Here is a 16,453-nt window from a genome sequence, read left to right on the forward strand (position 1 = left end):
GGTCGTGCCCCCTTCCCGTCATTCCCGTCCGGCCGTCAGCCGAACTGCTGCTCCAGGTCCTTGAGCTTGCGCTCCAGGGAGTCGAGGCGCGGAAGCGCCATCGTGTCGTCCTCCGCGGTGAGGTCGACCGTCGTCGATTCGGAGCTGTGGCGAACGGGCTGGAGGGAGGGCCGTGACCGAACGGGCAGCTGCTCGGCCGAGTTCGCTATGGCAGGCTCCGCGGGGACACGCTCGGCCGTCGCCCGCTCCAGCGCGGCCTGGGCCTCGACCTGACGGCCGCCGCCGCGGCCGGGGAAGCGGCCGTGGCCGCGGCTGATCGCCTTCAACTGCGCCCGCTCGACCCGCTGCTGCTCGCGACGGCGCAGCTTGGTCTCCTCCTTGCGGGCCTTGTCCTCGCGGACCTCCTCGACGGCCTCGTCCAGGCTGCGCACGCCCTCGAGCAGCATCAGCGACCAGGCCCTGTAGGTCTCGCGGGGGGCGCGGACCCAGCGCACGACGCGGATCTGCGGCAGCGGACGGGGCACGAGACCCTGTTCGCGCAGGGCCGCCCGGCGGGTCTGCTTCAGGGCCCGGTCGAAGAGCACGGCCGCGGAGAGGGACATGCCGGAGAAGAACTGCGGGGCGCCGTCGTGGCCCAGGCCGCGGGGCGCGTGCACCCAGTTGAACCAGGCCGCCGCCCCGGCGAACGTCCACACGAGTATCCGGGAGCCGAGAGCCGCGTCGCCGTGGCTGGCCTCGCGCACCGCGAGGACGGAGCAGAACATCGCCGCGCCGTCCAGGCCGAACGGCACCAGGTACTCCCAGCCGTTGGTGAGGCCGAGGTTCTGCTGGCCGAAACCGACGAGGCCGTGGAAGGAGAGGGCGGCGGCCACGGCCGCACAGCAGAACAGGAGGACGTAGGAAGCGGTCCCGTATATGGCTTCCTTGCGCCTGCGGCGCTCCTCGGTGCGCTCCCACGAGTCGTCCGCGCTCGCGCTCGCCCCGGAGGAGCGCTTGCCGCGCGCGAGCACCGCAACCGCCGCCAGCATGCCCAGGAGCAGTACGGCGCCCGGAAGCAGCCAGTTCAGCGATATGTCGGTAAGTCTCATCTGGGGTCCCTTGCATTGGGATAGGGCGTAACGCCCGCCATAGTGGCCCAATCCCGCCGTGCCTCAGGGGGTTTCGGGGCAAGAGGCCGCCAAGGAGGTGCAAGGGGATGCCCAGGGCGACGTTCTGCTCGAACTGCCGCATGAGGGGCGGGAGTTGAGTTCGAATAAGACTACCCGTAAGGGTGGTTCCACGGAAAGTTCCCGTGACGTGTGGGGATTTTGTGAATCGCCTGTGGCCGTACGGGAGTCTCGTTCGGGTGATCTTACGGGACGTACGGCGCGCCTTCGTTCCGGGGGTCGCCTCCGGCGGCGGCTGAGGCGGCGTCAACTCGCGGCGGGAGCAGTGGCGGTGAGCCTGGCGACGCGGTCGGCGTCGCAGGTGCGCGGGCAGGAGGCGCAGGTGTCCTCCGGGCGCACGGTGTAGAACATGCAGCAGCTCGCCCGGTCCCGGGTGGGCAGGGACTCGCCGCCGGGACCGGTCAGCTCACGGAAGGCCGCCGAGCCGACGTAGGGGCGCGTGGCCCCCGGGAGCAGCAGCTCCAGTTCCCGTCGCGCCCGTTCCCCCTCGTCGTCGCCGAACAGTCCGCCGACGTACCAGAGCCCTTCGACGATCTCGTCCGTGACCATGCCCCACAGGGCGCGGCCGCGCCGCCGGGCGCGCGGGCCGAAGGCCGCGAGCAGCGGCTCGTGGTGCTCGGCCACCGCCGCCCGGACCTCCGCGCGCAGCGCCTCCTCGTCCGGGACCACCCGGGCGCCGGGCGTGCGGGCCGCCGGGTCGCCCGGCAGGCACGCGAAGGAGGACGGCGGGCGGACGGCCATCCGCATGCCGCCCCCGCTCCGGTCGTACGAGACGTCCGTCACGAGGAGCCGGGGGACCCGCCGGTGCAGGAACCACGGCACGGTGATCAGCAGGCAGGCGGGCCAGGCGTACCGGTGCAGCCCGAAGCCGGCCACCACGTCCGGGCGGGCCCTGCGGCCGTGGTCGCGGACGACCTGGGCGTCGTCCCAGGCCAGGAAGGTCTCCAGGGCCGCGCCGCCCTCGGCCAGAGCGGCCGCCGTGACCCATCCGCCGCCCCGGGGGAAGGGCTCCGTGTCCGCCAGCTCCCTGACCGTCAGGCTCGGCAGCGCCCGCGTCAGGCGGGCGTAGGCCTCCCCGGTGACGGACGGGGCGGCGGCCGACGCGATGGCGGCCGACTGGACTGTGGCCGAGGGGGCTGGGGGCATGCCGGTACCGCCGTTCCGGGAGCGTCTACAGGTTAGCCTTACCTTACCTGCCCTCGTCCTGGGTGTCCGGCCGCCCCCGTGCCCCGGCCGGTGGAGAGCCCCCGTTACCCCCGAGGCGGCGGGTGCGCCTAAGGTGCTTGACGGACGAGTAACAACCCGTCGTAATGACCCCAAGTACCGACAACGCCGGAGGAGGCCTCGTGGAGCGGAGCGCGCAGGGCTCCACCGGGCTGGAGACCCCGGCGGTGCCCGACGGCGACGGCCGCGCCCGGGTGCCGGCGCAGACACGCCCCGGCTCGTCCCCGTACGGCGCCGGATACGGCGAGGACGCGGACCGCGAGCGGTGCGGGCCGACGGACGCGGCGCGCGGCGAGCACACGCACGGCGAGGCCCCGTCTCCCTCCCCCTCCCCCTCTCCCCTTTCCTCTTCCGCGTCCTCCGGGTCGCCGGTCTCGTCCGCGTCCCCCGCTCCCGGTCTCGCGCGGGTGGGAGCGGCTCCGGCGCCTTCCCGTCCGGTGATCCAGCGGGCGTCGGTGCGCGGCCAGATCCTCGACGCCCTGCGCACCGCGCTGGTCACGGGCGAGCTGCTGCCGGGTGAGGTGTACTCCGCCCCGGTCCTCGGCGAACGCTTCGGCGTCTCCGCGACCCCCGTGCGCGAGGCGATGCAGCAGCTCGCGCTGGAGGGCGCCGTCGAGGTCGCCCCCAACCGCGGGTTCCGGGTGGTCGTGCGCGGCGCCCGTGAGCTGGCCGAGCTGGCCGAGGTGCGGGCGCTGATCGAAGTGCCCGTGATGCTGCGGCTCGCCCGTACGGTGCCCGGTGAGCGGTGGACGGAGCTGCGGCCCCTCGCCGAGGCCGGCGTGCGTGCGGCGGCCACCGGATGCCGTGCCACCTACGCGGAGGCCGACCGGCGCTTCCACCGCGCGCTGCTCGCCCTCTCCGGCAACGAGCAACTGGTCGCGGTCGCCGACGATCTGCACCGGCGGTCGCAGTGGCCGCCGGTCGGCGCGCCCGCGCGGCGCGGACGGGCCGACCTCGTCGCCGACGCGGCCGAGCACCTGTCCCTGCTGGAGGCGCTGACGGCGGGCGAGCTGGACGTGGTGCAGAAACTGACCCGGGACCACTGCGCGGGTTCGGCCGGCTGACCGGCCCGCCACCGTCCCGCGCGGAGCGTCCGCCGCTCGTCGCCACCGCAGGTCGCGGTGCGGGCGGCGGTGCGGCCGGTGGGTGCGGATGTCGCCGTCGGACGGGGACGGGCCCCTCACACGCCCGACGGGCTCGGTGCGGCCGGCGGGGCCAGTTGACGGGCCAGCCAGGTCGGCACTCCGCCCAGCAGCCGGAACAGCCGTCGCGCCTCCTCCCGCAGCCGTGACGCCTCCGGTTCCACCTCCGCGTCCGCGAGCGAGACGAGCGCCGGAGCGGTGCCGACGAGATAGCCCAACTCCTCGCGGATGCGCAGGGATTCGGCGAAGCCGTGGCGGGCCTCGGCCAGCTCGCCGTCGCGCAGGGCGAGGCCGGCGAGGTGACGCCAGGTGAAGGACAGCAGCAGGGAGTCCGAGTGCAGGGCGGCCGCCGTGTGGGCGCGCCGGTACGCGGCCTTCGCGGCCTGCGGGGAACGCGAGATGTTCTCCGCGACCAGGCCCCGCCGGAAGTCCAGCAGCGCCCGGCCCGTCGCGTCCGGCGGGATCAGCGCCGCCGCCCGGCCCAGCGCGGCCCGCGCCTCGTCCGCCCGGTCGCGCACCCCGTGCAGCGTGGCCGCGTAGGCGAGCTGCCCGCGTTCACAGGCGGCCGCGCCGCGCTCCTCGTCGTCGTGGGCGAGGGCCTCCGCCGTGCGCAGCGCGTCCTCGGCGTCCTGCCAGCCCTGCTCGGTGTACAGGCACCGCTCCACCAGCAGCGCGGCCCGCTGCATCGCGCCCGCGGCCGTGCCGGGTGGGACAAGGGCCGCCGCGTCGGCCCAGCAGGCCCGCGAGCGCAGCCGCCATACCGCGGTCTGGAGGGGATCGTCACCTGAGGTCGTTCCGGTACCAGACATGGCGGAATGCGCCACGTTGCCCTCCCCGAGCGCGCCGTCGAGCTATGAGTGGTGGCCGCATCTCAGCACGGATCGAGGCGCCGGGCCAAGGGGGCGGGTGAAGGATTTCACAAAGTCGTGGGACTCGGTGTCCTCCCAGGTGCGCGCCGAGTCGCCGGCGAGGGGCGGCGGGCGGTGTCCGGGCGCCGTCAGCTCATGCGCAGGGCCAGGAAGAAGTCCAACTTGTCCTCCAGGCGCGACAGGTCACGACTCGTCAACTGCTCGATCCGCCCGACCCGGTAGCGCAGCGTGTTGACGTGCAGGTGCAGCCGGGAGGCGCAGCGGGTCCATGAGCCGTCGCAGTCGAGGAACGCCTCCAGGGTCGGGATCAGTTCGGCGCGGTGGCGCCGGTCGTAGTCGCGCAGGGGGTCCAGGAGGCGGGCGGTGAACGCCCGGCGCACGTCGTCGGGGACGAACGGGAGCAGCAGGACGTGGGAGGCCAGCTCCTGGTGCCCCGCCGCGCAGACCCGGCCGGGACGGGCGGCGGCCACCCGGCGCGCGTGCCGTGCCTCCTCCAGCGCCCCTCGCAGCCCTTCGGCGGAGTGCACGGCCGCGCTGACGCCCAGGGTGAGCCGCCCGTCGCCGTCGAGTCCCGCGGACAGCGGCTCCCGCACGGTGGCGAGCAGCGCGTCGGCGAGGACGCCGGTCTCGCCGCCCTCGTGCTCGGCGGGCATGGCCGGCAGAGGGACGAGGGCGATGGCCTCGTCACCCGTATGGGCGACGGCGATGCGGTCGGACGGCTCGGGACCGGTGGCTCCGGGGTCGACGAGGATCTCCTCCAGCAGCGACTGGGCGACCGGGCCGGCCTCCGCGGCGCCGTCCTCCCACTCCACCCGGGCCACCACCACCTGCCAGTGCGGCGCGGCGCCCAGCCCCGGCAGCAGCACCGGCGCGGCGACCCGCAGCCGGGCCGCGATCTCGGCGGGGGCCGCACCCGTCTGGACCAGCTCCAGCACCTCCTGCGCGAGACGGCGGCGCACCGTGCGCGCCGCGTCCCGGCGGTCGCGTTCCACCGCGATGAGCTGGGTGACGCCCTGCAACAGGTCGAGGCGTTCGTCCGCCCAGTCGCCGGCGTCCGCCTCGACGGCCAGGAGCCAGTCCGACAGGGCGCTGTCGCGCACGTCCCGCGCACCGGGCACGCCCGCCGCCCCCGGACCGTGCGCGGTCCGCGGCGGCTGCGGGGACGGGGGGATGCGGGGCGTGTGCGGCGGGCGGCCGCCGCTGCCGCGGATCGGGAACAGGGAGAACGTCGTCTGCCCCACGATCACCCGGTGCGGGCCGCGCCGGCCGGTGCGGACGGCGGCCAGCTGCTCCGCGGCGAGCTTGGCGCACACCTCGGCCGCGAGGCCGGGGCCCGCCGTCTTCGGGCCGGCGATGAGCCGCCCGGTGGGGGACAGGACCCAGGCGCGCAGGTCCAGGTCGGAGCCGAGCAGGTCCAGGACCACGTCCGGGCCGCCGCCGGCCGGGCCCGAGGTCATCATCCGGCGGTGCCGGTCGACGACGGCCGCGAGGTCGCCGGCGCGCTCGCCGGACACCTGCCGCACGACGTGCTCGGTGATCGTCGCGAAGGCCACCGACTCGTGCACCGCGAACAGCGGCAGACGGTGCCGGGCGCAGGCCGCGACCAGGTCCTCCGGGACGTCGCCCAGCTCGGCCTCGCCGGCCGCGAGCGCGGCCACCCCGGCCTGCACCAGGATCCGTACGAACGGCTCGGAGTCCGCCGCGTCCCGCCGCCAGGCCAGGCCCGTCAGCACCAGCTCGCCCCCGGAGAGGTAGCGGCTGGGGTCCCGCAGGTCGGTGGTCATGACCCCGCGCACCGTGCGGTCCAGCTCGTCCTCGCCGCCGAGGAGCCCGAGGCCCAGCGCATCGGTGTCCAGAAGTGCGCGCAGCCGCATCTCGTCGCCGCCGTTCTCTGTCTCGAAATCTACGATGAATCCTGAGGGACGCGACGGGAGACGGCCCGCCGCCGGTCCCGCCCCGGAGCCCGGGCCGCCGCGGCGGGACGTCAGAAACCGCGTTCTTCGATCGCCGGGCCGTCGTCCGTGTTTCCGGAGGAAAACCAGGAGGTCACGGAAGGCCCCCGTTCATACGAATCTACAAGATGCCCGAAGGGACCAGCCAACTCCTTCATGGTTTCCGTGACTGACCCGGTCGGAGCAAGCCGCTGTGTACTGGCCCCACGACGCGTGAACAGCACATGAACGAGCCGGGCCCGCCGCACCCGATTCTGGCTCGATAGAGACGACTCACGAGACTCACGAGACGAAGAAGAGAGCCGGTCATGGACTTCCTTCGCCCCGCCAGCTGGGAGGAGGCGCTCGCCGCGAAGGCAGCGCATCCCACGGCTGTGCCGATTGCGGGTGGCACCGACGTGATGGTCGAGATCAACTTCGACCACCGCAGGCCCGCGTACCTGCTCGACCTGAACCGCGTCGGCGATCTGTACGAGTGGGAGGTCGGCGAGGACAGCGTGCGGCTCGGTGCCTCCGTCCCGTACTCCCGGATCATGGAGCACCTGCGCGCCGAGCTGCCCGGCCTCGCGCTCGCCTCGCACACCGTGGCCTCCCCGCAGATCCGCAACCGCGGCGGCGTCGGCGGCAACCTCGGCACCGCCTCCCCGGCGGGCGACGCCCACCCGGCCCTGCTCGCCGCCGGCGCCGAGGTCGAGGCCGAGTCGGTGCGCGGTTCGCGCCGGATCCCGATCGACGCCTTCTACACCGGCGTCAAGCGCAACGCGCTCGCCCCCGACGAGCTGATCCGCGCCGTCCACGTCAAGAAGGCCGACGGCCCCCAGCAGTACTCCAAGGTCGGCACCCGCAACGCCATGGTCATCGCCGTCTGCGCCTTCGGCCTCGCCCTGCACCCCGACACCCGGACCGTGCGCACCGGCATCGGCTCCGCCGCCCCCACCCCCGTCCGGGCCGCGACCGCCGAGGAATTCCTCGGGGCGGCCCTCGAGGAGGGCGGCTTCTGGGACAACGGCAAGATCATCACCCCCTCGGTCGCCAAGCAGTTCGCCGACCTCTGCGCCGCCGCCTGCAACCCGATCGACGACGTCCGCGGCACCGCGAGCTACCGCCGCCACGCGGTCGGCGTCATGGCCCGCCGGACGCTCACCTGGACCTGGGAGTCGTACCGCGGCGCCCGCCGCGCCTCGAAGGGAGCCGCGTGATGCGCGTCAACTTCACCGTCAACGGACGCCCGCAGGAAGCCGACGACGTATGGGAGGGCGAGAGCCTGCTCTACGTGCTGCGCGAACGGCTCGGACTCCCGGGCTCGAAGAACGCCTGCGAGCAGGGCGAGTGCGGCTCGTGCACGGTCCGCCTGGACGGCGTCCCGGTCTGCTCCTGCCTGGTCGCCGCAGGCCAGGTCGAGGGCCGCGACGTCGTGACCGTCGAAGGCCTCGCCGACCACGCCCGCCGGCGCGCCGGCCGCGACGACCGCGCGACCGGCTCCCGCGGCGACGCCCCGGCCGCGCCGGGCACCTCGCTCGACGAGGCGCGCGCGTGGCAGGCCGGGGGCGCCGACTCCCAGGCCGGCGACGGCGGCGAACTCGCCCCGGTCCAGCAGGCGTTCATCGACGCCGGCGCCGTCCAGTGCGGCTTCTGCACCCCCGGACTCCTGGTCGCCGCCGACGAACTGCTCGAACACCACCCCAACCCGACCGACGCGGACATCCGCGAGGCGCTCTCCGGCAACCTGTGCCGCTGCACCGGCTACGAGAAGATCATGGACGCGGTCCGCCTGGCGGCCGCCCGGCAGGGAGAGGCGGTCTGACGATGCCCTCACCCACGCGCGGCCCCGCCCGAACCGGCGGCGCCCCCCTCGGCACCCCCGTCGAGGTCACCCAGGCCTCCCCGACCAGGGGCGGCATCGGGGAGTCCACGCTGCGCCCCGACGGCACCCTCAAGGTCACCGGCGAGTTCGCCTACTCGTCCGACCTGTGGCACGAGGACATGCTCTGGGGCCAGATCCTGCGCTCCACCGTCGCGCACGCCGAGATCGTCTCCCTCGACACCTCCGAGGCCCTGGCCACCCCGGGCGTCTACGCCGTCATGACCTACGACGACCTGCCCACCGAGGTGAGGACCTACGGCCTGGAGATCCAGGACACCCCGGTCCTGGCGCACGGCAAGGTGCGCCACCACGGCGAGCCGGTCGCGATCGTCGCCGCCGACCACCCGGAGACCGCCCGCCGCGCCGCCGCCAAGATCAAGGTGGAGTACCGGGAACTGCCCGTCATCACCGACGAGGCCTCCGCGACCGCGCCGGACGCGATCCTGATCCACGAGAACCGCGACGACCACCACATCGGCCACGTCCCGCACCCCAACATCGTCCACCGCCAGCCCATCGTGCGCGGCGACGCGGACGCGGCGGCCCGGCGCGCTGACGTCGTCGTCCGGGGCGAGTACACCTTCGGCATGCAGGACCAGGCCTTCCTCGGCCCGGAGTCCGGCCTCGCCGTGCCCGAGGAGGACGGCGGCGTCCACCTCTACGTCGCCACCCAGTGGCTGCACTCCGACCTGCGCCAGATCGCCCCCGTCCTCGGCCTGCCCGAGAGCAAGGTGCGCATGACGCTGGCCGGCGTGGGCGGCGCGTTCGGCGGCCGCGAGGACCTGTCGATGCAGATCCACGCCTGTCTGCTCGCCCTGCGCACCGGGAAACCCGTCAAGATCGTCTACAACCGCTTCGAGTCCTTCTTCGGCCATGTGCACCGCCACCCGGCCAAGCTGTACTACGAGCACGGCGCCACCCGCGACGGCAGGCTGACCCACGTCAGGTGCCGCATCGTGCTCGACGGCGGCGCCTACGCCTCCGCGTCGCCCGCGGTCGTCGGCAACGCCTCCTCGCTCGGCGTCGGCCCCTACGTCGTCGACGACGTGGACGTCGAGGCCATCGCCCTCTACACCAACAACCCGCCGTGCGGCGCGATGCGCGGCTTCGGCGCGGTCCAGGCGTGCTTCGCCTACGAGGCGCAGATGGACAAGGTCGCCACAGAACTCGGCCTGGACCCGGTGGAGTTCCGGCAGCGCAACGCGATGGAACAGGGCGCCCTCCTGCCCACCGGGCAGCGGGTCGACTCCCCGGCGCCGGTCGCCGAACTCCTGCGCCGCGTCAAGGCGATGCCGATGCCGCCCGAGCGCCAGTGGGAGAGCAGCGAGGGCGCGGACGTACGGCAGCTGCCCGGCGGCCTGTCCAACACCACGCACGGCGAGGGTGTCGTACGCGGGGTGGGCTACGCGGTCGGCATCAAGAACGTGGGCTTCTCCGAGGGCTTCGACGACTACTCCACCGCCAGGGTGCGCATGGAGGTCGTCGCCGGGGAGCCCGTCGCGACCGTCCACACGGCCATGGCGGAGGTCGGCCAGGGCGGCGTCACCGTCCACGCGCAGATCGCCCGCACCGAACTGGGCGTCGCCCAGGTGACCATCCAGCCCGCCGACACGGCCGTCGGCAGCGCCGGCTCGACCTCGGCCTCCCGGCAGACCTACGTCACCGGCGGCGCCGTGAAGAACTCCTGCGAGCTGGTGCGGGAGAAGGTCCTGGAGATCGGCCGCCGCAGGTTCGGCTCCCACCACCCCGCCTGGGCCACCGCCGAACTCCTCCTGGAGGGCGGCAAGGTCGTCACCGACGGCGGCGAGGTCCTGGCCGACCTCGTCGACGTGCTCGGGGACGAGGCCGTCGAGGTCGAGGCGGAGTGGCGGCACCGGCCGACCGAGCCGTTCGACCTGCGCACCGGGCAGGGCGACGGCCATGTCCAGTACTCCTTCGCCGCGCACCGCGCGGTCGTCGAGGTCGACACCGAACTGGGACTGGTCAAGGTCATCGAGCTGGCCTGCGCCCAGGACGTCGGCAAGGCCCTGAACCCGCTGTCCGTCATCGGCCAGATCCAGGGCGGCACGACCCAGGGCCTGGGCGTCGCCGTCATGGAGGAGATCATCGTCGACCCGAAGACGGCGAAGGTGCGCAACCCCTCCTTCACCGACTACCTGATCCCCACGATCCTCGACACGCCGACCATCCCGGTCGACGTGCTCGAACTCGCCGACGACCACGCCCCCTACGGGCTCCGTGGCGTCGGCGAGGCACCCACCCTGTCGTCGACCCCGGCCGTCCTCGCGGCGATCCGGAACGCGACCGGGCTGGAGCTCGACCGCACGCCCGTACGTCCGGAGCACCTGACCGGAACGTGACCCCTTCCGGGGCCACGACCAGCAGTTCCCCGGGGGCCTCGCGCCCCCGGTCCACCTTGTTCGTCTCGGGCCGTCCCCCGGGTCGTCCCTTCCCAAATCCCGCACCCGGCGCGGACGCCACGCGGGTGTCCCTTTGAACCTTGGGAGATGGCCCATGACCCAGCAGTCACTGGAGCCGAGGACCACAGCCGACGACGCGGGCGAAGGCTCCCGCGTCCCGGCCGGACGGTCCTGGCTCGACCGGTACTTCCACATATCCGGGCGGGGCTCCACGGTCGCCCGCGAAGTGCGCGGCGGCGTCACCACCTTCATGGCGATGGCGTACATCCTGCTGCTCAACCCTCTGATCCTGTCCGGCAAGGACGCGGCCGGCGACACCCTCGGCCAGAACGCCCTGATCACCGCGACCGCGTTCGCCGCCGCCTTCACCACGCTGCTGATGGGCTTCTTCGGCAAAGCGCCGCTCGCCCTCGCCGCCGGCCTGTCCGTCTCCGGGGTGCTGTCCTCGCAGGTCGCGCCCCAGATGACCTGGCCGCAGGCGATGGGCATGTGCGTGATGTACGGCGTCGTCATCATGCTGCTGGTCGTCACCGGCCTGCGCGAGATGATCATGAACGCGATCCCGCTCGCCCTCAAGCACGGCATCACCATGGGCATCGGCCTGTTCATCGCGCTCATCGGCTTCTACAAGTCCGGGTTCGTGCACCAGGGCAGGGCGACCCCGGTCACCCTCGGCCCCGCGGGCGAACTCGCGGGCTGGCCGGTGCTGCTGTTCGCGGGCACCCTGCTGCTGATCTTCATGCTCCAGGCCCGCGACGTCCCCGGCGCCATCCTCATCGGCATCGTCGCCGGCACGGTCGTCGCGGCGGTCCTCAACGCGGCCGGGGTCGTCGACCCCCGCCAGTGGGCGGGCGGCGCCCCCGCACTGCACGGCAGCGCCGTCTCGATGCCGGACTTCTCGCTCTTCGGGCACGTGGAGTTCGGCGGCTGGGGCCAGGTCGGCGCCATGACCGTCGGCATGATCGTCTTCACGCTCGTCCTCGCCGGGTTCTTCGACGCGATGGCCACCATCATCGGCGTCGGCGCCGAGGCGGGGCTCGCCGACGCCAAGGGCCGCATGCCGGGCCTGTCCAAGGCGCTGTTCATCGACGGCGCCGGCGGGGCGATCGGCGGTGTGGCGGGCGGCTCGGGCCAGACCGTGTTCATCGAATCGGCGACGGGCGTCGGCGAGGGCGCGCGCACCGGCCTCGCCTCGGTCGTCACCGGGACCTTCTTCGCGGCCTGCCTGTTCTTCACCCCGCTCACCGCGATCGTCCCGCAGGAGGTGGCCTCCGCCGCCCTCGTCGTCATCGGCGCGATGATGCTGATGAACGCCCGGCACGTCGACTGGGCGGACCGGGCGACCGCCGTCCCGGTGTTCCTCACGGTCGTGCTGATGCCGTTCACCTACACCATCACCACCGGCGTCGCCGCCGGAGTCGTCTCCTACGTCGCCATCAAGGCGGCACAGGGCAGGGCACGGGAGATCGGGGCCTTCATGTGGGGCCTGACGGTGATCTTCCTCGTCTACCTCTGCCTGCACCCCATCGAGGCCTGGCTGGGCGTGCACTAGGAGCCGCCCGCTCTTGCCCCCCGCCGAAAGGGGGTACCCGTCCTCCGCACGACCGCGTTCAAGGAGACCGAGACATGCTGGACATCGCCGAGGAACTCGACCGGTGGGCCGCGCAGGGCCGTGACTTCGCCGTCGCCACCGTCGTGGCCGTCGGCGGCAGCGCGCCCCGCCGGCCCGGCGCCGCCCTCGCGGTGGACGCCGACGGCACGGCGATCGGCTCGGTCTCCGGCGGCTGTGTGGAGGGCGCGGTCTACGAGCTGTGCCGGCAGGCGCTCCAGGACGGGGAACCGGTCCTGGAGCGGTTCGGCTACAGCGACGACGACGCCTTCGCCGTCGGACTCACCTGCGGCGGGGTCATCGACGTCCTCGTCACCCCGGTGCGCGCCGCCGACCCGGCCCGCCCGGTGGTCGCGGCCGCCCTGCGGGCCGCGGCGTCCGGCACGGCCGCGGCGCTGGCCCGCGTGGTGAGCGGTCCGCCCGGCCTGGTGGGCCGCGCCCTGCTCGTCCGCGCGGACGACGCCCACGACGAGGCCCACGACGGCGCTCCGCCCGCGGGCGCGGCCTTCGCGGCAAGCGCCTGGCAGGGCGGCTTCGGCGCCCACCCCGGACTGGACCGCACGGTCGCGGCCGAGGCGCGGGCCTTCCTCGACGCCGGCCGCACCGGCACGCTGGAGATCGGCGAGCAGGGCTCACGCTGCGGGGCCCCGCTCACCGTCCTGGTCGAGTCGTCCGTGCCCCCGCCGAGGATGATCGTGTTCGGCGCGATCGACTTCGCGGCGGCGCTCGTGCGCGTCGGCAAGTTCCTGGACTACCACGTCACGGTGTGCGACGCGCGCCCGGTCTTCGCCACCGCCGCCCGCTTCCCCGAGGCCGACGAGATCGTCGTCGAGTGGCCGCACGAGTACCTGGAGCGCACGCGGGTGGACGCGCGCACGGTCCTGTGCGTCCTCACCCACGACGCGAAGTTCGACGTCCCGCTGCTGCGGCGGGCGCTGCGGCTGCCGGTCGCCTACGTCGGCGCCATGGGATCGCGCCGCACCCACCTCGACCGCAACCGGCGCCTGCGCGAAGTCGGCGTCACCGACCTGGAGCTGGCGCGGCTGCGGTCCCCCATCGGCCTCGACCTCGGCGCGCGCACCCCGGAGGAGACGGCCCTGTCGATCGCCGCGGAGATCGTCGCCGACCGGCGCGGCGGCAGCGGAGCGTCCCTCACCGGCGCGCACACCCCGATCCATCACGACACGCCGGCACCCCCGGCCGGCCGCATCGGCTCGGTCGCGTGAGGGACCGCCCCACGAACGGCTGGCCGGGTTCGTCAGCCGGGTCCGTCAGCCGGGTCCGTCATGGGGTGCGCAGGAGGCGGTCGGCGGCGCGCCCGAACACGGAGCGGGCCGTCGCCGCGAGGAGCGGGTCGAGGAAGGAGGGCACGAAGCGCACGCTCAGCTCTTCGTGCCAGAGCACGTGGGTCCGCCCGTCGGGTCGCGGCCGTACCTCGATCCGCGCCCGGCCGAGGACGACCCGGCCGCGCTTCTCCAGCCGGCAGCGGCCCGGAGCGTCGGCGGTCGGCGGCTGCCACGCGGTGACCTCCATCGGGTCGTCGAAGGACAGCGGGCCGAGGCCCGAGCGGGCCACGAAGACGGTGCCCTCGCGGGTCGGCGGGGGAGTGAGCACGGTGACGCGGGTGAGCGGGACCACGTCGCCGTGCCGGGACCACCGCGTCAGCCGGCGCCAGGCGTCGTCCGGAGGCAGCGGTACGGTGCGTTCGAGCTGGAAGACGGCCACCCGGCGATCGTAGGCGTGCGGGACGCGGGACCGGGGAGCGCCCTCCGGTCAGCCGGTCAGCCGGTCAGCCGGTCAGCCGGTCAGCCGGCTCCGGAGCCGGCGTCGGTGTCCGGTGTCGGTGTCCGTGCGGGCTCTCAGCGGTAGACCTCTCCCGGCACCGCTTCCCCGGGCGCCAGCAGCTGCGGCACCGTCACGAACACGAACCCGCGCTCCTTGAGCGCGTCGATGATGCCCGGCACGGCCGGCACGGTTCCGTCGTAGAGGTCGTGCAGCAGGATGATGCCGTCCCGGTCGGCCTGGGCGAGGACCCGGCGTTGGATCAGGGCGGAGTCGGTCGTCGTGTAGTCCTTGGCCGTCACGGTCCACAGCACTTCGGCGAGGCCCAGTTCGCGGGAGATCTCGTGCACGGTCTTGTTCGTGCGGCCCTGCGGCGGCCGCATCAGGGTGGGGGGCCTGCCGGTGAGGCGCTCTATGACGTCGTTGGTGCGCCGCAGCTCCTGGCGTATCTCGGCGGGTTCGATCTCCGTGAGGATCTTGTGGTCCCAGGTGTGGCTGGCCACCTCGTGGCCCTCGGCGGCCATGCGTCTGACGAGGTCCGGGTACTTCTCCGCGTGTCGTGCGCCGAGCAGGAAGAAGGTCGCCGGGACCTGTTTCTCCTTCAGGATGTCCAGCAGCGCGGCGGAGTGCTCGCTGGGGCCCGCGTCGAAGGTCAGGGCGATGCACTTCACCTCCCGGCAGTCGACGGGGCCGCCGCGGGCGGCCTGGGAGGTGGTGGCGGGGCGGGCGCGGGCGCTGCTCGGGAGGGTGGTGTCGGCCCCGCCGCAGCCGGTGAGCGCGACCGCCAGGCAGGCGGCCGCCGCCGGAACGCCGAGGGCGCGCAACCGGGCCCCCGTGTTCTTCGTCTTCTTGATCGGAGAAAGCATGCCGAGACTATACAGAGAAGGTATACACCTCATGTATAGTCTCGGCGTCATGCCGTCGCTCGCCTCACGCGGGCGTGAGCGGCGGGCGTCTCACTGGGCGTAGAACGTCGCGTCCGCCCTGTCCGTGGCCGTGCTCGGCGTCTGCACGTACAGCAGGTAGTTGTAGTGACGGATGTAGCGGCCCGCGGAGGCGTACGACTCGTACGAGATCCCCGCGGAGTCGGCGAGCCCGGCGCGCTGGCGGTACGTCGCCTCGGAGGCGAACGCGGACGTGCCGTCGTTCTTCTCCAGCCACACCTCGGAGTTCTTCTGGCGCAGGTAGTAGCCCGGGAAGTTGGCCGCCTCCAGGGAGACCGTGCCGGTCCCGGCGAGACCGCTCACCACGCGGAACTGCGAGTCGGCGAGCGGGCTGACGTTCGCCTCGATGCGGGCCCGGTAGTCCCAGTGGCGGATGAACCGGTCCGGGTAGTTGGAGGAGGAGAAGCGCTGCGGGGTCACCCCGTCGGCCACCGGGATGCCGAAGTCGGGCGTGCCGTCGGCCTTCCAGTACACCTTCTGCACCCGGGTGCGGCGGTTGGGGTCGTTCAGCGGGTCGCCGGTGATGTCCTTGTAGCTGCGGTCGTGGTAGACGAGGATGTCGGAGTTGCCGTCCTCGGAGACGGTGAACGAGTTGTGGCCCGGCCCGTACTGCGAGGTCGCGGCGTTCGTCCGGAAGACCGGCTGCGTGCCCTTCGACCAGGACGCGGAACTGGTGAGGTCGGCGCCCGCGGAGGCGGTCAGCATGCCCAGGCAGTAGTTGGAGTCGGTGGCGCTCGCCGAGTACGTCAGGAACACCTTGCCGCCGTGCTGGATCACCGCCGGCCCCTCGTTGACCTTGAAGCCCACGGTCTCCCAGGACAGCGTCGGCTGCGAGATCTCCGCCGGAGTGCCGGAGATCGTCCAGGGGTTGGCCAGCTTCGCGATGAACAGGCTGGTGTTGTTGTCCTCGGACGGGTTGCGCTGGGCCCACGCGAGATAGCGGACGCCGTTCACGACGAACGTGGTGGCGTCGAGGGAGAAGCTCTCCCACGTGGTCCTGATCTGGCCCTTCTCCGCCCAGCTCGCGGTGAGCGGGTTGGCGCCGGTGCCTTCGAGGACGTACATCCGGATCGCCCACACGTCGCTGGTGGAGCCGGCGGCGAAGTACACATACCACTTGCCGTCGATGAAGTGGATCTCCGGGGCCCAGATGTGGGCGCCCATGACCCCGCTGACGTGCTTGGTCCAGATGGTGACCTCCTGGGCCGTGGACAGGCCCTGGATGGTCGTCGCCCGGCGCAGCACGATGCGGTCGTACTCGGGCACGGTGGCGGTGAAGTAGTAGTAGCCGTCGGTGTGCTTGTAGATGTGCGGGTCGGCGCGCTTCTCGGCGATCGGGTTGGTGTACGTCACCGCGGGGGAGTCGGGCACGGCGGCCTGGGCCGGGGCGGCCACGCCGGTGAGGACGGCCGCGAGGGCGACGAGGCCGGCCAGTATCAGCCGAACGGCGTTGCGTCTCAAGGGGGTTCTCCTGGAGGGAA

Annotated in this window: 13 protein-coding genes; 6 read left to right on the forward strand and 7 right to left on the reverse strand. The window is 73.4% G+C overall.

Annotation, left to right across the window (positions count from 1 at the left end; all coding sequences use genetic code 11):
- Positions 1 to 35: 35 nt before the first annotated feature.
- Together OG802_RS28130 and OG802_RS28135 are read right to left on the reverse strand one after the other, a co-directional pair.
- Complete coding sequence (locus OG802_RS28130) at positions 36 to 1,088, reverse strand: DUF2637 domain-containing protein (protein ID WP_329414897.1); 1,053 nt, start codon at positions 1,086 to 1,088, stop codon at positions 36 to 38.
- A gap of 324 nt (positions 1,089 to 1,412) precedes the next feature.
- Positions 1,413 to 2,312: a (2Fe-2S)-binding protein gene (locus OG802_RS28135; RefSeq protein ID WP_329414899.1), complete on the reverse strand. Its 900-nt coding sequence runs from the start codon at positions 2,310 to 2,312 to the stop codon at positions 1,413 to 1,415.
- Positions 2,313 to 2,512: 200 nt separating this feature from the next.
- Between OG802_RS28135 and OG802_RS28140 the strand changes: the two genes are divergently transcribed.
- Positions 2,513 to 3,454, forward strand: coding sequence for a GntR family transcriptional regulator (locus OG802_RS28140; protein ID WP_329414900.1), 942 nt, complete (start codon positions 2,513 to 2,515; stop codon positions 3,452 to 3,454).
- Between the two features lie 116 nt (positions 3,455 to 3,570).
- On the opposite strand, the gene OG802_RS28145 is transcribed toward OG802_RS28140, so the two are convergent.
- A complete protein-coding gene (locus OG802_RS28145; protein ID WP_329414902.1) occupies positions 3,571 to 4,356 on the reverse strand; it encodes a hypothetical protein in 786 nt (261 codons plus the stop codon).
- Positions 4,357 to 4,529: 173 nt separating this feature from the next.
- A complete protein-coding gene (locus OG802_RS28150) occupies positions 4,530 to 6,275 on the reverse strand; it encodes a PucR family transcriptional regulator (protein WP_329414903.1) in 1,746 nt (581 codons plus the stop codon).
- 386 nt (positions 6,276 to 6,661) lie between these two features.
- Here OG802_RS28150 and OG802_RS28155 point away from each other — a divergent pair, with 386 nt between their 5' ends.
- The 5 genes from OG802_RS28155 (at position 6,662) to OG802_RS28175 (ending at position 13,472) form a co-directional block, all read left to right on the forward strand.
- Complete coding sequence (locus OG802_RS28155) at positions 6,662 to 7,552, forward strand: FAD binding domain-containing protein (protein ID WP_329414905.1); 891 nt, start codon at positions 6,662 to 6,664, stop codon at positions 7,550 to 7,552.
- Entirely contained in the window at positions 7,552 to 8,157 is a 606-nt protein-coding gene (locus tag OG802_RS28160; RefSeq protein WP_329414908.1) for a (2Fe-2S)-binding protein, read from the forward strand. The genes OG802_RS28155 and OG802_RS28160 overlap by 1 nt, the downstream gene beginning before the upstream one ends.
- A gap of 2 nt (positions 8,158 to 8,159) precedes the next feature.
- Entirely contained in the window at positions 8,160 to 10,577 is a 2,418-nt protein-coding gene (locus OG802_RS28165; RefSeq protein WP_329414909.1) for a xanthine dehydrogenase family protein molybdopterin-binding subunit, read from the forward strand.
- Between the two features lie 154 nt (positions 10,578 to 10,731).
- Positions 10,732 to 12,189, forward strand: a complete 1,458-nt coding sequence (locus tag OG802_RS28170) for an NCS2 family permease (protein ID WP_329414911.1) — start codon at positions 10,732 to 10,734, stop codon at positions 12,187 to 12,189.
- 74 nt (positions 12,190 to 12,263) lie between these two features.
- Positions 12,264 to 13,472: an XdhC family protein gene (locus OG802_RS28175; RefSeq protein WP_329414913.1), complete on the forward strand. Its 1,209-nt coding sequence runs from the start codon at positions 12,264 to 12,266 to the stop codon at positions 13,470 to 13,472.
- Between the two features lie 58 nt (positions 13,473 to 13,530).
- On the opposite strand, the gene OG802_RS28180 is transcribed toward OG802_RS28175, so the two are convergent.
- The 3 genes from OG802_RS28180 to OG802_RS28190 form a co-directional block, all read right to left on the reverse strand.
- Positions 13,531 to 13,971 (reverse strand): SRPBCC family protein, encoded by a 441-nt coding sequence (locus tag OG802_RS28180; protein WP_329414915.1) that lies wholly within the window; start codon positions 13,969 to 13,971, stop codon positions 13,531 to 13,533.
- Positions 13,972 to 14,105: 134 nt separating this feature from the next.
- Positions 14,106 to 14,894, reverse strand: coding sequence for a polysaccharide deacetylase family protein (locus OG802_RS28185; protein WP_329414917.1), 789 nt, complete (start codon positions 14,892 to 14,894; stop codon positions 14,106 to 14,108).
- 90 nt (positions 14,895 to 14,984) lie between these two features.
- Positions 14,985 to 16,433, reverse strand: coding sequence for a family 43 glycosylhydrolase (locus tag OG802_RS28190; RefSeq protein WP_329414918.1), 1,449 nt, complete (start codon positions 16,431 to 16,433; stop codon positions 14,985 to 14,987).
- Positions 16,434 to 16,453: the final 20 nt, after the last annotated feature.

This window comes from Streptomyces sp. NBC_00704 (assembly GCF_036226605.1).
Lineage (GTDB): Bacteria > Actinomycetota > Actinomycetes > Streptomycetales > Streptomycetaceae > Streptomyces.

Bases quoted from the DNA above. Each gene is read 5' to 3' on its own strand.
- OG802_RS28155 (WP_329414905.1), top strand. From the start codon at position 6,662: ATGGACTTCCTTCGCCCCGCCAGCTGGGAGGAGGCGCTCGCCGCGAAG.
- OG802_RS28130 (WP_329414897.1), bottom strand. From the start codon at position 1,088: ATGAGACTTACCGACATATCGCTGAACTGGCTGCTTCCGGGCGCCGTA.
- OG802_RS28150 (WP_329414903.1), bottom strand. From the start codon at position 6,275: ATGCGGCTGCGCGCACTTCTGGACACCGATGCGCTGGGCCTCGGGCTC.
- OG802_RS28185 (WP_329414917.1), bottom strand. From the start codon at position 14,894: ATGCTTTCTCCGATCAAGAAGACGAAGAACACGGGGGCCCGGTTGCGC.
- OG802_RS28160 (WP_329414908.1), top strand. From the start codon at position 7,552: ATGCGCGTCAACTTCACCGTCAACGGACGCCCGCAGGAAGCCGACGAC.
- OG802_RS28165 (WP_329414909.1), top strand. From the start codon at position 8,160: ATGCCCTCACCCACGCGCGGCCCCGCCCGAACCGGCGGCGCCCCCCTC.
- OG802_RS28135 (WP_329414899.1), bottom strand. From the start codon at position 2,312: ATGCCCCCAGCCCCCTCGGCCACAGTCCAGTCGGCCGCCATCGCGTCG.
- OG802_RS28170 (WP_329414911.1), top strand. From the start codon at position 10,732: ATGACCCAGCAGTCACTGGAGCCGAGGACCACAGCCGACGACGCGGGC.
- OG802_RS28175 (WP_329414913.1), top strand. From the start codon at position 12,264: ATGCTGGACATCGCCGAGGAACTCGACCGGTGGGCCGCGCAGGGCCGT.